Source organism: Nocardiopsis lambiniae (genome assembly GCF_031845465.1).
Lineage (GTDB): Bacteria > Actinomycetota > Actinomycetes > Streptosporangiales > Streptosporangiaceae > Nocardiopsis > Nocardiopsis lambiniae.
This window is the reverse complement of sequence record NZ_JAVREP010000010.1, coordinates 117801-139790: the sequence shown is the minus strand read 5'-3', so window position 1 is coordinate 139790 and position 21990 is coordinate 117801. Positions and strand designations below refer to the sequence as shown.

Below are 21990 nucleotides of genomic sequence, written 5' to 3'. Positions count from 1 at the left end.
GGTCGGGGTGGTCAGCCATGGGTCCGGGCCCGCGGCCTGTCCGGGAAGCCGTGGGGTTCGCCGCTCCCGGCGATACCGCTCAGCACCTCGGCGGCGGCGAGCTCATCGCGTGCGGCGAGGCGGTCGAAGCCGTGGACGGCGGGGTGGGCGTAGCGGCCCAGGGTCGCGATGAGGACGGCACCGGCGACGAGGACACCCATGAGGACGGGGATGACGGGGTCGTAGGAGCCCGACAGGTCGTACCCCAGCCCGAGGAGCAGCGGCCCCAGTGCGCTGCCCAGCAGGAAGGCGGCCTGGAGCAGGCCCAGGATCCGGCCGAAGTGCCGCGTGCCCAGGTAGCGGGTGATGAGCAGGGCCAGCAGGTCGCCCTCGATGCCGAAGGCGACACCGATGAAGGCGACCGCGACGGCGGCGCCGGTGAAGGGCGGTTCCAGGAAGAACATGCCCGCGATGGGGGCGATCATCACGATCGGTCCGACGACGGCCGCGTGCACGCGGTCGAGGAGGAGACCGCCGGCCACCCGGCCCACGAGCGAGGCGAGTCCGAAGACGACCAGCAGCGTGGCCGCCTGTTCGGCGGTCAGCCCGCGGTCGGTCATCATCGGCACGAGGTGGACCTGGAGGCCGTAGACGACGGCCCCGGCCAGGCCCAGCCCGAACGCGATGCCCCAGAACCACCGGGTGCGGACCGCCTCGCCGACCGTCAGGCCGGGGAGTTCGAGGCTGACGTCGCGGCCTTCCACACGGGTCTCCCGGAGGAGTCGTCCGCGGACGTGCCGTTCCGCGCGGGCGCGCACGAACAGGGTGACCATCGTGACCGACACCAGGATCGAGACCAGTGCCATGATGCCGTACGTCTGCCGCCATCCGACGGCGTCGATGAGCGCTCCGGCCAGCAGCGGGGCCAGGGCCGACCCCAGTCCGATGATGCCCGTGACCGTTCCGACGGCGAGGGCGCGGTTGTTGTCGAACCAGCTCACCACCGCCCTGGCGGCGGGGACCGCCGTCCCGGCCCCGAAGAGGCCCACGAAGAAGCAGGGGACGAAGTAGACCCACTCGACCGGCGGTACCAGCCCGATCAGCGCCATCGACACCGCGAACAGCACGAATCCCGGAACGAGGATGTAACGCGCGGCGAAACGGTCCACGAGCTGCGCGACGACGACCAGGCCGATCGCCATCCCGACCGCCGCGACCGAGAACGCCCCGGTGACGGTCGTGCGACTGAAGCCGGTCTCCTCGGCGATCGGGAGCACGAACAGGCCGATGGTGGCCAGGTACATCTGGGGGCCGACGGCACCGGCGGTACCGCTGCCGACGATCACCCACCAGGGGCTCCTGGGTCTGGACGTGCGGGGGGCGGGGGTGCTCATGCGGTCTCCGTGGGTCGTGGGGTGGTCCTGGGGGCGGTGCTCAGGCGGCGGGGAAGGAGACCTTGGTCAGTTCCTCCGAGGCCCGCCAGACGCGCGCGGCCTCCTCCGTGCTGCGCAGCGGCGGGTACAACCGCTGCTTCGCCGGCGGGCCGCCCAGCCCGCCGGGGCCGCCGGGGCCGTAGAGCGCGCCGCGCGCGGCGTCGGGGGCGGTCGCGGCCATGAGCGCGGGCAGCTTCGCCGTCTCCAGGGTGCCCAGCAGGATCCCGCGGGCCGACAGGGCCCGGATCAGACGGATGTGCGGGGTGTCCTCGCTGCGGCCGAGTTCGGGGCGGGCGGCGAGGAGGCCGGTCGGGGCCACCCCGGGGTGGGAGAGGTTACTGGTGATGCCCCACCCGTGGGCCGCGCTGCGGCGGTCCAGTTCGAGGCCGAACAGCCCGAACGCGATCTTGGACTGGCCGTACGCGCGCATCCCGTGGTAGGAGCGTTCCCAGTTCAGGTCGTCCCAGTTGATGGCGCCACGGCGCGCGGCGACGCTGATCTGCGAGGTCACCCGGGCCCGGCCCGCGCGCAGCAGCGGGAGGAGGTGGCCCACCAGGGCGAAGTGGCCGAGGTGGTTGGTGCCGAACTGCAGCTCGAACCCGTCGACCGTGGTCTGTCGGCCCGGGGGCCGCATCACGCCGGCGTTGTTGATGAGGATGTCGATCGGCCGTCCCTCCCCACGCAGGGTGTCTCCGAGGGCCGCGACCGAGTCGAGCGAGGACAGGTCGAGGCCCCGCAGCGAGACCTCGGCGTGGGGTGTCGCGCTCCGGATCCGGGCGATCGCGGCCTCGCCCTTGCCCGGGTTGCGGACCGGCATGATCACCTCGGCGCCCGCGGCGGCGAGCCGCGCGGCCGTTCCCAGGCCCATCCCGTCGCTCGCACCGGTGACGACGGCGCGTTGTCCGGTCAGGTCCGGCATGGTGATGTCGATGGGTCGACGTGGCATGGTCCTGCTCCTTGATGTCGTGGTGGCGGGTTCGCCGACGGGCTGCCGCCGGGGGACCCGTGACTCCCGGTCCGCGCGGGCGGTCGGCGAGGGCACGTCCGCTCGTCTCCCCGGTCCCGCTCGGGCCTCGGCACCGATCCTGGGTGGAGGGCGCGGACCTATCCAGGGCCTCCCGATCACAGGCTCGGCGGGCCGCCCCCGCGCCCCGTACGGGGGGATCGGCGGGCCGTGGCTACCGGCGTCCGCGAGCGGTAGACAGGACGGTGGGAAACAAGACGGCACCCCAGAAGGAGGAGCGCGTGATCGATCGCCCCGGGTTGGCGGAGTTCCTCCGCAACCGGCGTCGGGCACTGCAACCCGAGGACGTCGGCCTGCCGCGCGGGCGGCGCCGCAGGACCGACGGGCTGAGGCGTGAGGAGGTGGCGTCGCTGTGCCACATGTCGGTCGACTACTACTCCCGCCTGGAACGGGAACGCGGCCCCCAGCCCTCGCAGCGGATGCTCGCCTCGATCGCCCAGGGGCTGCATCTGTCGCTCGACGAGCGCGACCACCTGTTCCGCCTGGCCGGCCACAACCCGCCCCCCAGGGGCTCCTCCAACGAACACGTCGGCCCCGGGCTCCTGCGCGTGCTCGACCGCCTGGACGACACACCCGCCGAGATCGTCACCGAGCTCGGCGAGACCCTGCGACAGTCCCCGATGGGCGTCGCGCTGACCGGGGACACGACGCGGTACACGGGACCCGCGCGCAGCGTGGGGTACCGGTGGTTCACCGACCCCGCCGCCCGGCGGATCCACGCCCCGGAGGAACACCCCTTCCTGACCCGGATGTACGTTTCGGGGCTGCGCGGACTCGTCACCCTCCGCGGCCCGCGGTCCCGCGCAGCCCACCTGGCCGAACTGCTGCTGGCCCGTAGCGAGGAGTTCCGGCGGGTGTGGAGCGACCACGAGATCGGGATACGCCCCCACGACGTCAAACGCTTCGTCCACCCCGAGGTCGGCGCGCTGGAGCTGAACTGCCAGCGGCTCCTCGACCCGGACCAGGCCCACCTGCTGCTGGTCTACACCGCCGTCCCCGGCACCGAAAGCCACGAGAAACTCCAGATGCTGTCGGTCATCGGCGCTCAGGCGCTCCACTGACTCCGGGGGCCACCCGCCCCACCGCGCCACCGCTCCGCGGAGCGTCGGCGCGGTGGGGCGGGTGGCCCCGGGGCTCCCGGCACGGGGTCGGCCGCGAGGACGCCGGACCTGTCGTCGGGGGCGGATGGCCCCTGGCCCGGTGATCGTTCCGGAACGGCCCCGGACGTACGTGCGCGGGGTGTCGAATGTCGGCATGCGCACTTTCTCCAGGGAGGACCTCCTCGAACTCGCCGGACGACGGTCCTACGAACGCGGTGTCGACCACGTCTCCGAGGTCACCGGCCTGACCGTGGACGGGGACACGGTGCGCGGCACCGTCAACGGCTCCCTCCCCTACCGGGTGGAACTCACCCCGCCGGCCGCCGGCATGTCCTGCGCTGCGACTGCCCGTGGGCGGAGGAGGGGAACTTCTGCAAGCACGCGGTGGCGCTGGGACCGGTCCACCTGTTCAACGTCGAACACGGTGTGGAGACCCCGGCCGTGGCGGGCACCCGCGCCTACCTGGAGTCGCTCGGCCACGGCGAACTCGTCGACCTGGTGCTGGAGATCGCCACATCCTCCCCCGGGGTGCGCGACCGCCTGGAGATGCGCGCGGTCGCCGGTGCGGGCGGTGAGGTGGACCTGGCCGCCCTGCGCGCCCTGATCGACCGGGCGCTGCGCGTCAACGGATTCGTGGAGTACGGGCAGGCCCGGGGGTACGCGGAGGCGGTGGAGCACGTCGCCGACGCCCTGGGCGAGCAGGGGATGGACCGTTACCGGGAGGAGCTGTCCCGGATCCGGTCCGAACGACCGAAGGAGGACTGGTCCTCGCACTACCTGATGACCGAGTTCGCACGGGTCACCGGCGACACCGACCTCCTGGTCGAGGCGTACGCCTCGGAGGGCACCGGGTGTACTACGCGGGGATCGTGGACGCCCTGCACGCGGCGGGCCGCCGGGACGAGGCCCTGCGCTGAGCGTGCGAAGGCCTGGAGAAGGGCATCGGTCGAGTGGACGAGCGGATCGTGGACTACGCGGTCCGCGCCTACCGTGAGGACGGCCGGGAGGCGGAGGTCCGGCGGCTGAGGTGGACGGTGTTCGAACGCTCCCCGGAGGTGGCGACCTACCGGACCCTGCGCGAGGACACCCCGGAGCAGGAGTGGCCGGGGGTGCGGGAGCGGGCACTGGCGGTACTGCGGGAATCCGCCGCGCGTCGGCGCCACCCCGGCTACCCCAGCACCCTGGTCGAGGTTCTGCTGGACGAGGGGAGCGCGCGGGAGGCGTGGGAGGCCGCCGTCGAGCACGGCTGCGACGACCGCCGGTGGCTGCGGGTCGCCGCGCTGCGGGAGACCTCGCATCCGCAGGACGCCCTGGGGGTGTACCTGCCGCGGGTGGCCGAGAAGGTGAGGTTCACCGACACGGCCCTGTACCCGGAGGCGGCAGAGCTCGCCAGGAAGGTACACCGGCTGTACGAGCGCCCGGGGCGGCCGGAGGAGGCGCGGGCGTTCGTCGACGGGCTGCGGACCGAGCACCGGCGCAAGCGGCGGTTCATGGCCGAGCTCGACCGGGTGGGCCTCGAACGTTGACGGCGCGGGTGCGGAGGTGGCGCCCCCTGCCGTCTCCTTGATTCCGGCGGCGTCCCGAACAGGACCGACCGGCCCCGGCACCCCCTCCACCATTTCGGTACCACGACCCGAACGGTTCCCTGTCGACAGAGAATCCCCGAATTTCTCATACACCGCCACCGAATAGAAAAACGCGACACCACCATGCGCGTTTTTCATATATGCGGATTCATCGAGTTGCTCTCATTTTCGGACGAGCGGGACCGGCCGCCCGGGGAGACGGGGAGAGCCCTCCTCGACAGGGCGGGCCGACACCGAGAACCGGCGTTTCCGCACCGTGGCAGGCACATCACCGCACTTCGATTGATGGGATCATGGAATGCGAGGATCCCACCACCTCTGTTCCTGTTGTTTCTGCTGTTTCGGTTGTTCCCATAGTTTCCGCTGTTCCGATTGCCCCTGTTAACTCCCGGCAACATATCCAATAAGCCTGGCGTAATAGGTCGTTCAACATTTAAGGTGCTGATGTCGCCCCACAGTAGGGCGTGATGAGAGAAAGGTTGTTCCATGAAGGCCTCCCCCCTCCTTCGTTTCGCCGACCGGATCCTCGAACGCTTCACCCCCCGGGTCGAGGCCCAGGCCGCCGCCGCGCCGTGCGGCTACCAGTACCGCTGCGTCAGCAGCAGCTGCTCCCGCCGCGTGTACAGGCAGCGCCGTGAGTGCTGCCTGCAGGGCGGCGAGGCCCGTTGCGGCTCGTGGGTGACCATCGCCTGCGACTGCTGATCCCCCCGGCCGGCGTGGCCCCGCCACCGGACGGGGCCGCGCCGGCCCCTCCTCCCCCGATCCCCCGTGACCTGTGACCTGTGACCTGTGACCTGTGACCTGTGAAGCGGACCCCCTTGCTCGTACTCACCACGTTCTTCCTACAGACCGCGGTCGCCGGGATCTTCCTCACCTCCGGGCTGTCCAAGATCCGCGGTGAGGCCAACCTCCGGACCTGGTCGGACCTGGCCGAACGCCTTCGTGTTCCGCGTTTCCCCGCCCGTGCCGCCTCCCACACGCACGTCGCGGTCGAGCTGCTCGTGGGTGCCGCCCTGCTCGCCGGGGCGTGGGCGAGGGTGCCCGCCCTGGTCGCGGCCACCCTCCTGTTCGCGGCGTTCGCCCTGCTCGCCCTGTACTCCGTGCGCGCGGAGAAGGCCGTCACGTGCTCGTGCTTCGGCAAGGCCGAGTCCGCGCTGGGGTGGCCGCACGTGTGGCGCAACGCCGTGCTGACCGTGCTCGCCGCCGCCGGCCTGGGGTGCTCCCTCGCGCTCGGGCCCGAGCTCCCGACGCCGGGCGGGGCGGCCGTGGCGCTGGCGGCCGCCGTCGCCGTCGCGGCGGTGGCGTTCTACTTCGACGACCTCGTCGACCTCTTCAGTCCCGGAGCGGGCGGCACGCCGTCCGCGCCCCTCCCCCACGCATAGAACCTGGAGAACGTGATGGGAGTCCTCATCGCGGCGGTCGTGGTACTGACCGCTCTCACGCTGTTCAACCTGGTGCTGACCCTGGCGCTGGTGCGCCGCCTGCGCCATTCGGAGAACCCGGGGCAGGCAGGGGCGTTCCCCGTGTTCCCGGACCTGGAGGAGGTCCCGGCCGGCCGGGCCGTCCCGGAGTTCACCGCCACGACCAGGGAGGGGGTCGAGGTCTCCGCCAAGGAGCGGCTCGGCGACCGGGCGGTGTACGCGTTCTTCGACACCAGCTGCGGCAGCTGCAAGAAGCAGCTCCAGCCCCTGGTGGACTTCGCCGGGGACGCGGGGCTGTCCCCCGAGCAGGTCATCGCGTTCGTGGGGCACGAGGACCCCGAGGCCGACGCGGACGCCTACACCTCCGTCCTGGAGGGGCACGCCACCATCGTCATGCAGAGCCTCGGCGACGAGGTGGGCCTGGCGTTCTCACCCGGCGGCATCCCCGCCATCATCCTCGCCGACGCCGACGGTGTGGTGGTGCGCTCCGGCGTGGAGGTCAGGAGCGTCGCAGCCGCCTTCCTGGAGGCCTGATGTCCTCGGGCCCGGACGAATCCGCCCCCAGGGACGGGATGGGTCCGCGCACCACGTGTGTGCGGGCCCTCCACTCGCTGGAGATCGCCTGGCGGGCGGCCCCCTGGTCGCTGGCCCTGTACTCCGCCCTGACGGTGGTGGCCGGCGTCCTGCCCGCCGGGGTCACCCTCGTCACCAAGTGGCTCCTGGACATCCTCCAGGCCGGTGACGGCGCCGGGGGCGTCCCGGGGCCGCTGGTGGAGGCGCCCCTGCTGCTCGTGGTGTTCCTCGGGGTGTTCACCCTGGTCTCCGCGTTGTCCGAGTACGTGCTGACCTACCTGAGCTCACGTCTGAAGCGTGCGGTGGCACTGCTCGTGCAGCAGCGCCTGTACGGCGCGGTCAACCGGATCGCGGGGCTGCGCCGGTTCGAGGACCCGGCTTTCCTGGACCGGTTGCGGATGGCGCAGACGTCGGCGACCACCGCTCCGGAGGAGATCCTCGGGTCGCTGTTCGGAACCGTGCGCTGGGCCCTGACGATCACGGGCTTCCTCGGCATCCTCCTGACCATCAGCCCCGTGATCACCGCGATCACGGTCGCGTCCGCCCTGCCGATGCTGTTCGTGCAGATGATGCTCAACCGCGAGCGGGCCGGGATGCTGTGGCAGATGAGTCCGCGCATGCGCCGGCAGATGTTCTACCAGCAGCTGATGCTGGACCCGGCGGCGATCAAGGAGACCCGCCTGTTCGGCGCCGGGGGGTTCCTGCTGGGGCGGATGCGCGGTGAGCTGCTCCGGATCAACGACGCCGAGGAGCGCCTGGACCGCAAGATGGTCCTCACCCACGGGCCCCTGGCCCTGCTGGGCGCGCTGGTGTCCGCGGGCGGCCTGGTGTGGATGGTGGCGGGCGCGTTGCGCGGGGAGTTCACGATCGGTGACGTGGCGGCGTTCATCGCGGCGGTCGCGGGGGTCCAGTCGTCCCTGGGCGGCATCGTCGGGAGCCTGACCGGCGCCTACCAGGCCCTGCTGTTGATGGGCCACTACCAGGACGTGGTCTCCACACCCTCGGACCTTCCGGTTCCGGCCGATCCGCGTCCCCTCGCGCGGCTGCGTGAGGGAATCGAGGTGGAGGACGTGTGGTTCCGGTACACCGACGACGGGCCGTGGGTGCTCAAGGGGGTGTCGCTGACCATCCCCGCGCAGGGGTCGCTGGCGCTGGTGGGGCTCAACGGCGCCGGCAAGAGCACCCTGGTCAAGCTCCTGTGCCGCATGTACGACCCGACCCGGGGCCGGGTGCTGTGGGACGGGACGGACATACGCGAGGTGGACCTGGAGGCGCTGCGGAACCGGATGAGCGCGGTCTTCCAGGACTTCATGTCGTATGAACTGCCCGTGCGGGAGAACATCGCGCTCGGGGCCCTGGAGGACAGGGACGACGGTGACCGGGTCCGCGAGGCCGCACGGACGGCCGGGGCGGACGGGTTCATCGAGGAGATGCCGCACGGGTACGACACGGTGCTCTCCCGTGTCTTCTACCAGTCGGAGGACGGGGACGGGGACACGGCATCGGGCACGACCCTGTCCGGCGGCCAGTGGCAGAAGCTCGCGATCGCACGGTCGCTGATGCGGCGGGGCCGGGACCTGCTGATCGTGGACGAGCCGACCTCGGGACTGGACCCGGAGGCCGAGCGGAGGGTGCAGGACCAGCTGCGGACCCTGCGCGACGGGGCCGCGACGGTGATGATCTCCCACCGGTTGGGGGCGGTACGCGGCGCGGACCGGATCGTGGTCCTACAGGACGGTGTGATCACCGAGCGGGGCGACCACGGGGAACTGATGGGCAGGGGCGGGGAGTACGCCCGGTTGTTCTCCCTCCAGGCCGAGGGGTACACCGGCGGCGACGCATCCGGTGCCCCGCCCGCGGAACCGGACGAGGTGATGGCGTGATCCTGGGTGCGGTGCTGGGTCTGGTGGTGCTGATACTCACCGCCCTCGGGGCGGTGGCATGGTGGCTGCACCGCCGCTATGTGGTGATCACCGTGCGGGGAACGAGCATGACACCGACCTACCGGCCCGGAGACCGGGTGCTGGTCCGCCGCGGCCTGTCCGGCATGGCGACGGACGGCGTGGTGGTCGTGGGCGAGCCCGACCCGGTGACCGGTTGGCGCGAGTCGGCCCCGTTGGACGGGAGGGTCACCGGCCGGGGGTGGTACATCAAGCGGGTGGTCGCCGTAGGAGGCGACCGGTACCCGGTGGAGGTCGGCCTCCGGGGAACGTGCCCGCGAGGGCATGTGGCACTGCTGGGCGACAACGTGCTGAGTTCGGACTCCCGAGCCCACGGGCCCTGCCCCGAGGAACAGATCCTGGGGGTGGTGGTCCGACGGATGGCACCCGCTCCCGGTGAACCGGAGGTGACGGGTGGATCCCCCCGGGTGTGACGGGGGGGATCCGACGGACCGGACCCGGGAAGGTGCGTCAACGGTGGCCCGGGCGGCGGTGGTACCTTCCACGCTCCCGTCTTCGGCGGAACACGCCGTGAGGAAGAGGGGCGGCCGAGAGCGGACCCGGCGCGGAACGGGTTTCACGGCCCGTCCCGGCGCAGGTCGGCGGAGTACGGCCATGAACCTTCGCTTGGGCCGGTGCCCGGTCCGCGGCCCGTCGACGCACGCCCGGGCAGGCGGGTCAGGACAGGGCCGGGGTGCCGCAGCACTTCTTGTACTTGCGGGTGGAGCCGCACCAGCAGGGTTCGTTGCGGCCGGGCGGCCAGGGGGTCGGGCGCGCGGAGTCCGCGGGGAGGGCCTCCTCCGTCCAGGTCTCCGTCAGGTCGGTGCCGGTCAGATCCGGGTGTTCCCGGGAGAAGGCCGCGATCTCGTCGGCGTCGACGAGGACCGTGGAGAGGAGGACGTCGGGCCGGGTGCGCCTGGCCTCGCGGAGCTCGCGTTCGGCGTTCGTGTAGTGCTCGGTGTCGGAGGTGTCGGCGTCGATCAGCCCGATCTCGCGGGCACGGGGCAGGCAGGCGCGGGAGTAGACCGGTCGGACGCCTTCGGCTCGCAGGAGGGTGTCGTCGAGGTCCTCGTCGTCGGGCTCTCCGAAGGCGGCCAGGGTCCCGGGGACCCTGTCGAGGGAGGCTTGGGCGGCCCGGTCGTGGTCGTCTTCGGGCAGGCCCAGCCGCCGACGCACCCGGGCGCGCCCCTGGAGGACCATCGCGTCCAGCATGTTCCGGGGCGCCAGGTCTTCGGCGGGGTCGGCGAGCGCGTCGCGGCAGGCGATGTTGAAGCAGCGCAGCGCGCGCTCCAGGTCGCCGGTCTCCTCGAACAGCTCGGCGAGCATGTGCGCGGGGCCGGGCATGAGCGCCGGGTCGCCCGCCAGGGCCCGGGCGAGTGCGTCGGCCTGCGCCGCCTCTCCGGCGCCGCGCAGCCGCTCGGACAGCGAGAAGGCGGCGTACTGGCCGCTCTCACGGGTCGGCGGATCGGCGCGGACCGCCTCCAGGAGGCGGCGGGCGGCGTCGGGCCGGTCGGCGCGTTCCAGGTACTCCACGGCGTCGAGGAGGACGTCGCCGACCTCGTGGGGGAGGTCGACGAGGTCGGTCAGGAACTCCCGGGGGAGGTCCAGGCCGCGGATCACCTCCCACAGTCGCGGGGCGATCACGTCCTGGAGGGGTTCCGGAAGGGTCTCGTGGGTCATGGCCTCGACGGTAACGGGGGGGTTCCGGTACGCGTGCCGTTTTCGAGGGAATCCACGGGATCGAACACGGTACGGCGTCCGAGTACGGTGGGGTCGATCGGATGGCGCCGTGAGTGGGAACGGATGGGGCATGCACGGTTTCGAGCGGCTTCCCGCCAGGGTCTTCGACTTCACCGTCGGCGGTCGCCGCGATCTGTACTTCGCGATCCTGCACGTGTTCAACGACGCCAACGAGCGGTTGGAGACGGCGCTGCTGTTGGAGCAGGTGCACGCCCGGCTGCCCGACACCGGGTTCGGCGAGCCGGTGGAGCAGGACGAGGTGGAGGCCGCGCTGCGGCACCTGGAGACGCTCGGGCTGGTGGAGTCCTCGCAGAGTTACACGGCCGGGTACGCCACCGCCGCCGAGTTCGAGCGCAAGAACGTCCAGTACACGCTGACCGTGCGAGGGGAGGCCGAGTTCGCGGGGGTGCTGGTGACCCTGGAGCGGCTGAAGGAGAAGGGCGCCCTCCAGACCGCGGTCCTGGACGCCGTCGCCGACCGGCTGGGGGCCCTGCACCTGCTGATGGGCGACGACGATCCCGCCGCCGACAACCGGGTCTTCATCGCCCTCCAGGAGTTGGAGGGGCACCTGGACTCGCTCCGGGACAACACCAAGCGCTTCAACAACGAACTCCAGCGGCTGCTGCGCGCCGACGGCGCCGACCTGGACACCTTCCACGAGGTCAAGCGGGCCACCGTCGGGTACCTGGACGCGTTCGTCGACAACCTGGAGGAGCGGGCCCGGACCATCGCCGACGCGCTGGCCCGGGTGGAGGGGCACGGGGTCGATCGGGTGTTGGAGCGCGCGCTGAACGGGGCGAACCTGCCGCCGAGCGCCGGGGACCGGACGCGCGCGGACTGGATGGCGGGCAGGCGCGCCAAGTGGTCGGGGTTGCGGTTGTGGTTCGCCCCCGCCGCGGACGGCCAGGAGGGTGTGCGCAGGTTGCACGAGGTGGCGCGGCGGGCCATCGGTTCGTTGCTGGAGACCCTGGAGCGGATCACCGAGTCGCGGCGGCGGGCCTCCAGCACGGCCGAGGACCTGCGCACCGCCGCGCGGTGGTTCGCGCGGTCGGGCACGGAGGAGGAGCGGCACCGGCTGTGGTCGGCGCTGACCGGGCTCTCCCCCGCCCGGCACGCGGTCCTGGGCCATGAGGACGGGGAGTTGATCGCTCCGGGGACCTCGTGGGCGGCCGAGGAGGCCGACCCGGTCCCGGTGTCGCCGAACCTGCGTTCGTCGGGGCGTTCGGGGAGGGTCGCCCGGACCGCGCGGGTCCGGGACGTGCGCGAGGTGGGTGAGCGCAGACGGGAGCGGGCGCTGGCGCAGCGCGCGGAGGTGGAGCGGGCCCGCCGGCTGCTGGCCACCGACGGCCCGGTGCGGTTGTCGGCGTTCGGGGGGTTGGAGCACGACGTGTTCGAGGAGTTGTTGTCGTTGCTCGGGCGGGCGTTGTCCGAGCCCGTCTCGGGGGACGGTGCGCGCCGTGCCCTGACCTCCGACGGGCGGATGGAGATCGTGCTGCTCGCGGCCGGGGACGGTCGGGTGGCGACGTTGCGCACGCCGCTGGGGGTGTTCACCGGCCCGGACCACGTGGTGTCGATCGGTGTCCCCGGGGCGGCGGCGGTGCCCGAGGGGGAGGTGCGGTGAGGGTCTCGTCGGCGCGGTCGGCCAACCGCAGGGTGGACGAGGTCAGGCACGAGATGACCGTGGGCATCCGGGCGCTGCTCGCCTCTCCCCTGCTCACCCGGGAGACGGACGAGGCGGCGTTCACGGTGGTGCGTCGCCGGCGCACGGAGTTGACGGCGTGGTTCGACTACTTCTGCGGGTGGGCGTTGACGGTGGAGCCCCGGCACGGGTACGCCCGGTTGGCCAAGGTGCGCGCCGTCGACTCCCACGTGGCCGTGCCGCGTCCGGCCCGGCGGGTGCGCGGGACCGGTACGCCGTTCGATCGGCGGCGGTACACGTTGTTCTTCCTGGCGGCGGCGGAGTTGACGGTGTTGAGCCGGACCACGATCGGTCTGCTCGCCCAGCGGGTGGCGCACACGTGCGCGATGGAGGACGACATCGCCGACTTCGACTCCTCGGTGCGGGCCGAGCGGGCGGCCCTGGTGGACGCCCTGCTGCTGTTGGAGCGTTACGGGGCCATCACCGCCGTGGACGGCGGTACCGAGTCGTACCTGGCGGGGGCCGACGCGCTGGTGCTGTACCGGGCGGACACGGCGCGGCTGGCCCGGTTGTTGAGCGCTCCGGTCCCTCCGTCGCGGGCGGCCGGGGACGGCCCGGACCCGGCGGCGCTGGTGGTCGAGGAACGGTACGGGCCCCGGTCCGGGGACGGCGAGGCCGCCGTGGAGGCGGCCCCCACCCACAACCAGCGCCTACTGCGGGCCCGGCATGGGCTGATGCGCCGCCTGCTGGACGACCCGGTGGTGTACACCGCCGACCTGAGCGAGGCCGAGGCGGAGTACGCGTCGACCCTGACCGGGCGCTCCCTGGTGCGGCGGGCGGCCGAGGAGGCCGGGTTCCTGCTGGAGGAACGGGCGGAGGGGTACCTGCTGGTGGACCCGGACGGACGGGCCACCGACGACCGGTTCCCCGGTGAGGGGCACGTGAAGCAGACGGCCCTGCTGCTGCTCGACGTGCTGGTGGCGGCGACCGCGCCGGTGCCGTTCGCCGACCTGGCCGGGGAGGTGGAGGGGCTGCTGGAGCGGCGGCCCGCCTGGGCCAGGAGCTTCCGTTCCGAGGGTGGCGCGGCCCGGTTGGCCGAGGCCGCCGTGGACGTGCTGGTGGGGCACGGACTGGCCCGTGGCGTGCCCGGTTCCCTCCCGGGCGAGAGTGCCCATCAAGCCCTCGCGGCGGCCCACCGGTACGCCGTGGACCGTTCCGACTTCGAAGGAGGAGCATGACCGACGAGCCCGGTGGGGTGACGCCCGGCCGCTGGAGGCCGAGCCGCGCGGGCATCCTCAACGTGTGGCGGTACTACCGGGAGACCTTCTCCTTCCACCGGGGACGGCTGCTGCTGCGGGGCCGCAACGGGACGGGCAAGTCCAAGGCGCTGGAACTGCTGCTGCCGTTCCTGTTGGACGCGAGCCTGCGCCCGAACCGGTTGTCGACCTTCGGCGGCGGCGAGCGGGTGATGCACTGGAACATGATCGGGCACGGCTACCCGGGGGCGACCCGGGTGGGCTACGTGTGGCTGGAGTTCGAGCGGGCCGGCGCCTCCGGGAACGAGTACCTGACCCTGGGCGCCCGGTTGCAGGCCACCCGGGACGTCTCGTCGGTCAAGGCGACCTACTTCACCGCGTCCGCGCGTGTGGGCGGGGCCCTGGCGCTGCTCACCCCGGAGGAGCAGCCGCTCACCGTCAAACAGCTCAAGGAGGCGGTGGAGGGTCCCGGGCACGGGGTGGTGCACCCGGGGGCGGAGGAGTACCGGTCGGCGGTCCGCTCCTCGTTGTACCCGGGTTTGGACCAGGCGCGCTATGACGCGCTCATCACCGCGCTGCTCCAGTTGCGCACCCCCAAACTCTCCGAACGGTTGGACCCGGGGTTGTTGTCGTCGCTGCTGTCCAGTGCCCTGCCGCCGTTGGGGCACGGCGAACTCGCCGACATCGCGGGCGGGTTCGAGCGGTTGGACCGCCACCGGGAGGAACTGCGGGCCCTGGCCGGCGAGGTGGAGGCCGCGAAGGTGCTCGCCGACCGGCAGCGGGTCTACGCCTCCCGGGTCCTCCGGGGCGCGGCGGCGGGGCTCGTCTCCGCGACCGGCGCCATGGACCGGTCCGCGGCCGAGGTCAGACGGGTCGAGGCCGAGGCCGCGCGGATCACGGCGGAATCGGAGGAGCTGCACGAACGGGAGAAGGGCCTGGACCGTCGGGTCGAGACCCTCTCCGACGAGCTGCGGGGGTTGAAGGACGGCGACGCCTACCGCGCCGGCGCGGGCATCGAGATCCTGCGGTCGAGCGCGGACCAGGCCCGCGAGGAGGCGGACGCGCGGGCGCGGGACTCCGAGGAGCGCGGGGCGCGGGCCGTGCGGGCCCGGGCGCGGGCACGGGAGGCGGCGGAGGGGGCGGCGCGCGCCGAACGGGAGACGGAGGCGCTGAGGGGTGAGGTCGCCCGCGCGGCCGAGCGGGCCGACCTGGCCGGTGTGGTCGAGGAGGCGGAGAGGGCGCTGGTCGCGGAGGGCCCGGAGGGCGTGGGCCGGTACCGGAGGTTGGTGCGGGCCGCCGTGCGGCACCGGGGTTCCCTGGTCGAGGAGGTCCGGACCGCCGTGGGGTTGCGCCGGGAGCGGGTGCGGCGCCGCGAGGAGCTGGAGTCGGACCTGGGGGACGCGGCCGAGGACCTGGCCGACGCCGAGGAGACGGCGGACAAGGCCGCCGCGGCCCACGGGTCCAGGATGGAGGACCTGGCCCAGGCCGTCGAGGCGTGGGCCCTGGGGTGCGTGGAGCTGTCCCTGCCGGAGGCGGAGGCGCTGGTCGAGGGGATCGACCGGGACGAGGGCACCGGACCGCACGCGGTGGTCGCCGAAGCGCACCGGCGATCCGGCGAGGTCCTGGCCGTGCTGGACGAGGGGCACCGGCGGCGTGCCGAGTCGCTCGGAAGGGAACGCGCCGAGGTGGCCGGGGCGATCGCGGAGCTGGAGGCGGCGACCGAGGTCGCCCCGGTGGCACCGCGCACCCGGACGGCCGACCGGGCCGGGCGCCCCGGCGCCCCGCTGTGGCGGACGGTGGCCTTCGCCGAGGGGGTCCCCGTGTCCGTGCAGGCGGGGGTGGAGGCCGCGCTGGAGGCGTCGGGGCTGCTGGACGCCTGGATCATGCCCGACGGGTCGGTGCCGGCGGGCGGGGTGCTCGGCGACACGGTCGTGACGGCCGCCGGGCGGCCCGTCGCCGGGCCCGACCTGTCACGGGTGCTGGTCGTCGACGAGGAGAGCCCCGTCCCCGCCGGTCGTGTGCGCGCGATCCTGGCCGGGGTCGCCTACACGGCGAGCGGTCCCGTCACCGGAGCGGAGGACGCGGAGACGGGTCCCGTGGTGGCGGTGAGCGGCGACGGGCACTGGCGGACGGGCCCGGTGCACGGCCACTGGTCCAAGGAGGAGCCCGCGCACATCGGTTCCCGGGCCCGGGAGCGGGCGCGGGCGCGCACCATCGCCGAACTCACCGGACGGTTGGAGGAACTCGACGGGGCCGCGGCCCTCGTCTGCGCCGAGCGGGAGAGGGCGGCCGAACGCCGCCGGAGGCTGGCCGCCGACGTGGCGGCGCTGCCCTCCGACGTGGAGACCCGCGGGACCGCCGGTGAACTGCGTTCGGCGCAGCAACGGGTCGCCGACCGGCGCACGGGCCTGGACCGGCGCCGTCGGAGGTTGGAGGAGCACCTGCCCCTCGTGGCGACGGCGGAGCGGGACCTCCACTCCCTCGCGGCACGTCACCGGTTGCCGGTCGACGCCGAGGCGCTGGAGTCGGTCCGCGAGGCGCTGGCCGCCGTGGGCGAGGCGGTGGAGAACCGGCTCGACCGTCAGGTGGGGCTGTTCGGTGCGCGGTCCCGTCGCGACGAACTCGACGAGACCGCCCGGCGCGCCGAGGAGGAGGCCGAGGAGTCGGCCGGAGCGGCCCTGGCGGCCGAGGGCGACGCGCGGGCCCTGCGGACCCGCCTGGACACCATGGAGGCCACCGTCGGGGTGGAGCACCGACGGGTCCAGGAGCAGGTGGCGGCCAAGGAGCGGCGCTCCACGGAGCTGCGCCGTGAGCTGGCGGACCTGCGGGAGGAGAGACTCGTCCTCAGGGAGGGTCTGGGGGTGACGCTCACCGAGATCCGCACCCTGCGGAACGCGAGCGCCACCGCGGTGGCCGCGCGGGACGCGGCGGCGGAGCACTTCCGTTCCCTCGTGGGCACCTCCCTGTACGAGGACGCGGGGATCGACGTGCCCCTCCCCGGGGAGTTCACGGTGCGCGGCACGCTGGAGACGGCGCGGGCCGTGGCGTCCGCCTCCGGTCGCGCCGACCACTCACCCGAACTGATCGGCACGGCGCGCGCGAGGGTGACCGAGGCCGTGTACACCGCCCGGGACGCGCTGTCCGAACGCGCGCTCCTGGAGTTGGTCACCCATGAGGAGATCCAGCAGGTGAGCGCGCTCGTGGACGGGGTGCGGGTCGGTGCCCGGGGGCTGCACGACGTTCTGGTCGAGGAGCAGCGGGTCCGGTCCGGCGACCTGACCGAGGAGGAGCGGGCGCTGTTCGACCGGGTGCTGACCGGTGACACCCGGCGTCACCTCGCCGACCGGCTGCGCCGGGCCCAGGGCCTGGTCGAGGGGATGAACGAGCGGTTGTCCCGGGTGCGCACGGCGTCCCGGATCGCGGTCCGGCTGCGCTGGGAGGTGGCGCCGGACGCGCCGAGCGGCACTCCGCGCGCCCGGGAGCTGCTGATCCGCGATCCCCGGAACCTGGGCGAGGCCGACCGCGAGACCCTGCACGCGTTCTTCCGTGAGCGGATCGACGACGCGCGGGCCGAGGACACACCGGCCGGGTGGGAGGAGCACCTGGCCCAGGTGCTGGACTACACCGCCTGGCACCGGTTCACCGTCGAGTTGGACAAGGACGACGGCGCCGGGTGGCAGGTGCTGACCCGGCGCGCCCACGGGGGGCTCTCCGGTGGGGAGAAGGCGATCGCGTTGCACCTGCCGTTGTTCGCGGCGGTCGCGGCGCACTACGCCACCGATCCCGGTGCTCCCCGGTTCATCCTGTTGGACGAGGTGTTCGTCGGCGTGGACAGCGCCAACCGGGGGCAGATCTTCGCGCTCCTGGTCGACCTCGGCCTGGACATGGTGCTGACCAGCGATCACGAGTGGTGCACCTACGCGGAACTCGACGGTATCGCCATCCACCAGTTGATCCCGGCGGAGCCCGGCGAGTCCGACGACGCGGTGACCACGGCCCGGTGGGTGTGGACGGGCGGGGAGCTGGAGAGCGACGATGCCGTGGGGGAGGCCGTGTGAACGTCGCCGGGAAGGTGCCCGGACATCTCGGGGAGGACGCCCTCCTCCCCCTGTGGCGGGCGTTGCACGAACGTCTGTCCTCCGGCAGGGCGGTGCGTTCGGTGACCGTGAGGGGGCTGGACCCGGCCTCGCAGGAGGCCGTGGCCGACCTGCTGGGGCTGTCCTCCTACCCGGGGCCCGTCGTGAGGGTGCGCCTGGACCGCGTGGAGGAGGCGCTGGCGCCTTCGGGCGCGGACGTCAGGTCCGTGGTGGAGGCGGTCGTCGGTCCGATCGGCGACCGTGCCGCCCACCGGGAACGGGTCGCGGGCGAACGTGAACGGTTGTGGTCGTGGCTGTCGCGGCACCCGGTGGTCGTCGCCCAGCCGGCGCTGTCGCACTGGGTGGACCGGGTGCGCGCGGACGGTGTGCCCGGGGGTGGACCGGAGGTGTTCCGGGTCCGGCTGGAGCACGCGTTGCGGGTCGTGGCGGCCCTGCCCGCCGAGGACGGTCGGCCGTTGCCGGCCCTGGCGGCCGAGGTCGTGGGGGACCCGCACGCGCTGGACGGCGGCAGGCCCTTGGCCCACCTGGTACTGAAGGCCCTGGCCGCGCTGCGCGACCTGCCCGTGCCCGGGAACGCGCACGACCGGAGGGCGTTGTGGGGGGCGTTCGGGGTGGACTGCGACGTCCATTCCAGTTCCGTCCTGACCCTGGGCCTGCGCCCGGAGGGGGACGGTCCCCTGGCCGCGACCCTTCGGGTGTGGGCCGACGCGGGACGGGCCGCCGTGGTGACCCTGGACCAGCTGTCCATGGACCGGTCGTCCACCGACGCGCATCCGTCGTGGTCCGCCCCGGTGGTCCACGTGGTGGAGAACCCGTCGGTCCTGGCCGTGGCGCAACGCGGGCTGGGGAGCGCCTGTCCGCCTCTGGTCTGCACGGCGGGATGGCCGAGCGGCGCCGCCGTCGCCCTGCTCCGGTCGTTGTCCCGGAGCGGAGCGGAACTGCGCTACCACGGGGATTTCGACGGGGAGGGCCTGCGCATCGCCGCTCACGTGATGGCCGGAACCGGTGCCCGTCCCTGGCGTATGGGCGTCGGGGACTACCTGGCGGCGGCAGCGGGGACGGCGGGGGCTCCGCACCCGGGCCGGGTCACGGCGGCGCCCTGGGATCCGGGGCTGGCGGACGCCCTGTCCTCCCGTGGCGTCGCCGTTCACGAGGAGCAGGTCGCCGAGGTCCTCGTGGCGGATCTGCGGGCGGTGTCGGCGCGGGGCGCCGGGGGTGCGGGGCGGTCCCGGTGAGGGATGCGGACCGACCGCTGCGGCGCATCCGCCCTCGGTGACGGTTCGTGTGCGCGAAACGGCTCCGCCGGCGGGGTGCCGCCCTGGAGAACGGTGACGGCGCGCGCGGCGGGCAGGGCGCGCGGTCGGGTGTGACGTGTCATCGTGGGCTCGCGTCCCCTCGGACGTGTGCTGTGCGTGCGTGGGTCTCCCCCGTCGGATTCGAGGCCTCGAAAGCGCTCGGCCGGACGGCGGGGCGACGCCCGAGGGCGTCGGGGTCGGGCGGACGCGGGGGCGGGGAGGCGTGCCCGCCCGACCGACGCGGAGGGGTCGGAGTGCGGCGGGTGTGCGCTGTTCGGACATGGTTCCATGGTCGGGCCGGATCCGGGGGCGTGGCGGAACTTTCTCGTGCCTGTGGAAAACCCGCGGATCCGGTGGCGCGTTGACGCGGGGTGCGGCCGTCAGCCGTCGCAGCAACAGCAGCAGTGCTCGCACCCCGGGCAGTCGCAGCACTCGCAGATGTCGCACCACGAGGAGCGCGGCTCGCCGGTCCAGGGCCCCGGGTGGGGGTCCCGGCAGCAGAACTGGCAGGTGCAGCACATGAACAGGGCCACCGCGCAGCCGATGATCGGCCCTCGGCGCCGGGGCGGGTGGCGCAGGTCCGGGGTCTGGCAGGAGCAGCGGCAGGAGCCGCCCCCCTTGTCGTGCCCGCCGGAGTCACCGCCGCCGGGGTGACCGGGTCCGGGGCCCCCGGCGTGGCCGGTGCCTCCGTCGCGGTGTCGGTCCCGGCGTCCGTGCGGGTGGTCGGCACCGTGGTGTCCCGGGTGCCCGTGGCCTGGCGGGTGCCCGTACCGCCCCGGGTGGCCGTGCGGGTGGTGACCCGCCCGGGAGAAGGTCCGCTCGACGGCGCGGCCGAGTTCGCGCACCAGGAGGGCGCGGACCAGACGGTCCTCGGTGAACACGGCCTCCGCCAAGGCGAGGCGGACGCCCAGGACGGCGCCGTCGCACAGGTCACGGGCCCGGTCGAGGTCGGTGCCGGTGACGGTGAGCGGGTTCCAGGCGCCCCGGGCGCGATCCTCTTCGAGGTCCTCGACGGCGTCGAGGAGGTGGGCGACGCGGCCGAACAGGCGACCGGCCTCGCGCAGGGGGGCGGCGTTGGCCGGGCGCCCGGCCAGGACGGCGGTGTGCGCGAACGCCTCGCCGGTGGCCTCCTCGGTGGGGGCGGTGACGGTCAGGACGTCGGTGCCCGGACCCGCGGAGAGTTCGATGTCGCGTTGACGGTCGATGACGGCGAGGAGGGCGGAACCGTCGAGGCCGAGGCCGTCCCCGGAGGCGGTGGCGCCGCGCCGCCAGCGTTCGGCCACCCGGCCCGCGAGGGCGCGCACCCCGCGTCGGGCGTAGAGGCCGTCGCCGTCCTCGATGTGGTCGGTGATCTTGGCGGAGGCCAGCATCAGGGAGACCGCCGCGGCCAGGTGGGCGCCGGCGCCGTCGGCGACCCTCGCCCCGCGCATGCCGCGCAGGGGGCAGCGGCCGGCCCGGCGGGTGCCCGCCTGTTCGGGGGCCTGCGCGGCGGTCAGGACGGAGACGACCAGGCCGTCGTAGTTGGTGGCGATCCGGGAGGCCTGGCCGTGGTCGTCCCGCAGGGCCAGGCACAACCCGCACATGTGGGACATCCACTCCTCCGCCAGCCCGTCGGGGAGGGTGTGCCGACAGGGACGCAGGATTCCGAACACGGGGCGTCACCTCGCTCTTCCGTCATCGTCGTCTCGCACGGGAACGACCGTTCGATGCCGGATACGGGCGAGGGGTTCCGTGCGGGGGCCGCGAAGGTTCCGACCCGGGAGCCGGGACCGGCCGGGGCGCGACCAGCCCCCGGGACCCGGGGCGGACCGGCGGCGGAGGATCCCGTGCGGGGTCCCTCGCCCGCCGGGGAGCGGAACACCCGGGTCAGCGGAGGGAGGGGGACCCGCAGCACTTCTTGTACTTGCGGGTGGAGCCGCACCAGCAGGGGTGGTTGCGTTCGGGCGGCCAGGCGGTGACGCGCGGGGAGTCGGGGTCGGGGACGGCCGAGGTCCAGGCGCGGAGGGTGCCCGGGTCGGCGGGGTCGAGACCGTGCTCGGCGGCGAAGGCCGTGATCTCGTCCGGGGTGACCGCGATCGTGCCCAGGTGGACGTCGGGGAACCCGCGGGCCTGGGCCCGCAGGGTGCGTTCGATGCCGTGGTGGTGGGCCGCCGGGTCGGTGTCGGCGGGCAGCAGGCCGCGTTCGCGGGCCTCGGCGAGGGCCGGTGACGGGAGGAAGGCGTGGTTCTCGCGCACGGTCTCCGGGAGCGGACGGGGTTCGTCGGCCTCGGGGAAGGGGCGGTCGAACATACCGGAGGGCAGGTCCGCGCCGGCGTCTGCGGAGAGGCGGCGCGGCTCCGAGGCCGCGTCGGGCAGGTGCCGGGCGGCCTCGCGCGCGGCCAGGTCGTGGCCGTCCGGGGTGAGGCCGAGGCGTTCGCGGACCGCGGCCCGGCCCAGGAGGGGCACCAGGCCGATGCGGTCGAGGCCGGCGACGGTCTCGGCCGGTCCCGCGAGGATGCTGCGGCAGGCGATGTTGTAGCAGTGCAGGGCCCGGTCGAGGTCCCCGGTGGCGGTGGAGTCCTCGGCGAGGATCAGGGCCAGGCCCCGGTCGAGGCGGCCGGAGTCGAGGAGGCCGTCGATGAGCCGGGCGGCCTCGTCCGGGTGTCCCCGGCCGTGGAGGAGGTCGGCGAGGGCGTGGGTGGCGTACTGCCGGTGCGCCGGGTCGGGGGCGTGGGCGCGCAGGGCGTCCAGGAGGGTGCGGGCGCTGTCCGGGTCGCTCTCCCGCAGGTCCACGGCCGCGCCGAGAAGGACGTGCGCGTCCGTGGTCGCGGCGAGCTCCGCGCGGAGGCGGGTGGGCAGGGGGAGATCCTGGACGGTCTCCCGCAGCGTTCGCGGGAGCGCGGCGGGGACCGGCGGTGTTCCTGTCAT

Annotated in this window: 17 protein-coding genes; 12 read left to right on the top strand and 5 right to left on the bottom strand. The window is 73.7% G+C overall.

All coding sequences use genetic code 11. The features are described from left to right. Positions 1-11: 11 nt before the first annotated feature. The gene (locus RM479_RS16465) at positions 12-1373 is read right to left on the bottom strand and encodes an MFS transporter (protein WP_311512598.1); all 1362 of its coding nucleotides are present in this window, start codon (positions 1371-1373) and stop codon (positions 12-14) included. Between the two features lie 40 nt (positions 1374-1413). Continuing rightward, entirely contained in the window at positions 1414-2358 is a 945-nt protein-coding gene (locus RM479_RS16460; RefSeq protein ID WP_311512597.1) for an SDR family oxidoreductase, read from the bottom strand. Between the two features lie 299 nt (positions 2359-2657). Here RM479_RS16460 and RM479_RS16455 point away from each other — a divergent pair, with 299 nt between their 5' ends. From RM479_RS16455 to RM479_RS16420, 8 genes are all read left to right on the top strand, one after another. Further along, the gene (locus tag RM479_RS16455; protein ID WP_311512596.1) at positions 2658-3497 is read left to right on the top strand and encodes a helix-turn-helix transcriptional regulator; all 840 of its coding nucleotides are present in this window, start codon (positions 2658-2660) and stop codon (positions 3495-3497) included. A 423-nt stretch (positions 3498-3920) separates the two neighbouring features. Further along, positions 3921-4562 (top strand): hypothetical protein, encoded by a 642-nt coding sequence (locus RM479_RS16450; protein WP_311512595.1) that lies wholly within the window; start codon positions 3921-3923, stop codon positions 4560-4562. Then, a complete protein-coding gene (locus tag RM479_RS16445; RefSeq protein ID WP_311512594.1) occupies positions 4487-5062 on the top strand; it encodes a hypothetical protein in 576 nt (191 codons plus the stop codon). The genes RM479_RS16450 and RM479_RS16445 overlap by 76 nt, the downstream gene beginning before the upstream one ends. Before the next feature lie 546 nt (positions 5063-5608). Continuing rightward, positions 5609-5824 carry a hypothetical protein gene (locus tag RM479_RS16440; RefSeq protein ID WP_274808081.1) on the top strand — a complete coding sequence of 72 codons (216 nt, stop codon included), beginning with the start codon at positions 5609-5611 and terminating at the stop codon, positions 5822-5824. A 116-nt stretch (positions 5825-5940) separates the two neighbouring features. Next, the gene (locus RM479_RS16435; RefSeq protein ID WP_311512593.1) at positions 5941-6504 is read left to right on the top strand and encodes a MauE/DoxX family redox-associated membrane protein; all 564 of its coding nucleotides are present in this window, start codon (positions 5941-5943) and stop codon (positions 6502-6504) included. Between the two features lie 15 nt (positions 6505-6519). Next, the gene (locus tag RM479_RS16430; protein WP_311512592.1) at positions 6520-7077 is read left to right on the top strand and encodes a TlpA family protein disulfide reductase; all 558 of its coding nucleotides are present in this window, start codon (positions 6520-6522) and stop codon (positions 7075-7077) included. After that, positions 7077-8999: an ABC transporter ATP-binding protein gene (locus RM479_RS16425; protein ID WP_311512591.1), complete on the top strand. Its 1923-nt coding sequence runs from the start codon at positions 7077-7079 to the stop codon at positions 8997-8999. The genes RM479_RS16430 and RM479_RS16425 overlap by 1 nt, the downstream gene beginning before the upstream one ends. Beyond that, positions 8996-9490: a S24/S26 family peptidase gene (locus tag RM479_RS16420; protein ID WP_274808077.1), complete on the top strand. Its 495-nt coding sequence runs from the start codon at positions 8996-8998 to the stop codon at positions 9488-9490. The genes RM479_RS16425 and RM479_RS16420 overlap by 4 nt, the downstream gene beginning before the upstream one ends. Before the next feature lie 244 nt (positions 9491-9734). Here the strand turns inward: RM479_RS16420 and RM479_RS16415 are convergent, their stop codons facing one another. Beyond that, positions 9735-10736, bottom strand: a complete 1002-nt coding sequence (locus tag RM479_RS16415; protein ID WP_311512590.1) for an SEC-C domain-containing protein — start codon at positions 10734-10736, stop codon at positions 9735-9737. 109 nt (positions 10737-10845) lie between these two features. Here RM479_RS16415 and RM479_RS16410 point away from each other — a divergent pair, with 109 nt between their 5' ends. Genes RM479_RS16410 through RM479_RS16395 form a run of 4 tightly spaced genes read left to right on the top strand, consistent with a single transcriptional unit; the run spans position 10846 to position 19023 of the window. Then, positions 10846-12417 (top strand): TIGR02677 family protein, encoded by a 1572-nt coding sequence (locus RM479_RS16410; protein WP_311512589.1) that lies wholly within the window; start codon positions 10846-10848, stop codon positions 12415-12417. Then, positions 12414-13673 carry a TIGR02678 family protein gene (locus RM479_RS16405; RefSeq protein ID WP_311512588.1) on the top strand — a complete coding sequence of 420 codons (1260 nt, stop codon included), beginning with the start codon at positions 12414-12416 and terminating at the stop codon, positions 13671-13673. Before RM479_RS16410 ends, RM479_RS16405 begins: the two co-directional genes overlap by 4 nt. Next, positions 13670-17749 (top strand): TIGR02680 family protein, encoded by a 4080-nt coding sequence (locus tag RM479_RS16400; protein WP_311512587.1) that lies wholly within the window; start codon positions 13670-13672, stop codon positions 17747-17749. The genes RM479_RS16405 and RM479_RS16400 overlap by 4 nt, the downstream gene beginning before the upstream one ends. Next, entirely contained in the window at positions 17746-19023 is a 1278-nt protein-coding gene (locus tag RM479_RS16395; RefSeq protein WP_311512586.1) for a TIGR02679 family protein, read from the top strand. The genes RM479_RS16400 and RM479_RS16395 overlap by 4 nt, the downstream gene beginning before the upstream one ends. A 440-nt stretch (positions 19024-19463) precedes the next feature. Here the strand turns inward: RM479_RS16395 and RM479_RS16390 are convergent, their stop codons facing one another. Then, positions 19464-20735, bottom strand: a complete 1272-nt coding sequence (locus RM479_RS16390) for a DUF5685 family protein (RefSeq protein WP_311512585.1) — start codon at positions 20733-20735, stop codon at positions 19464-19466. Between the two features lie 214 nt (positions 20736-20949). Further along, positions 20950-21990 (bottom strand): SEC-C metal-binding domain-containing protein, encoded by a 1041-nt coding sequence (locus RM479_RS16385; protein WP_311512584.1) that lies wholly within the window; start codon positions 21988-21990, stop codon positions 20950-20952.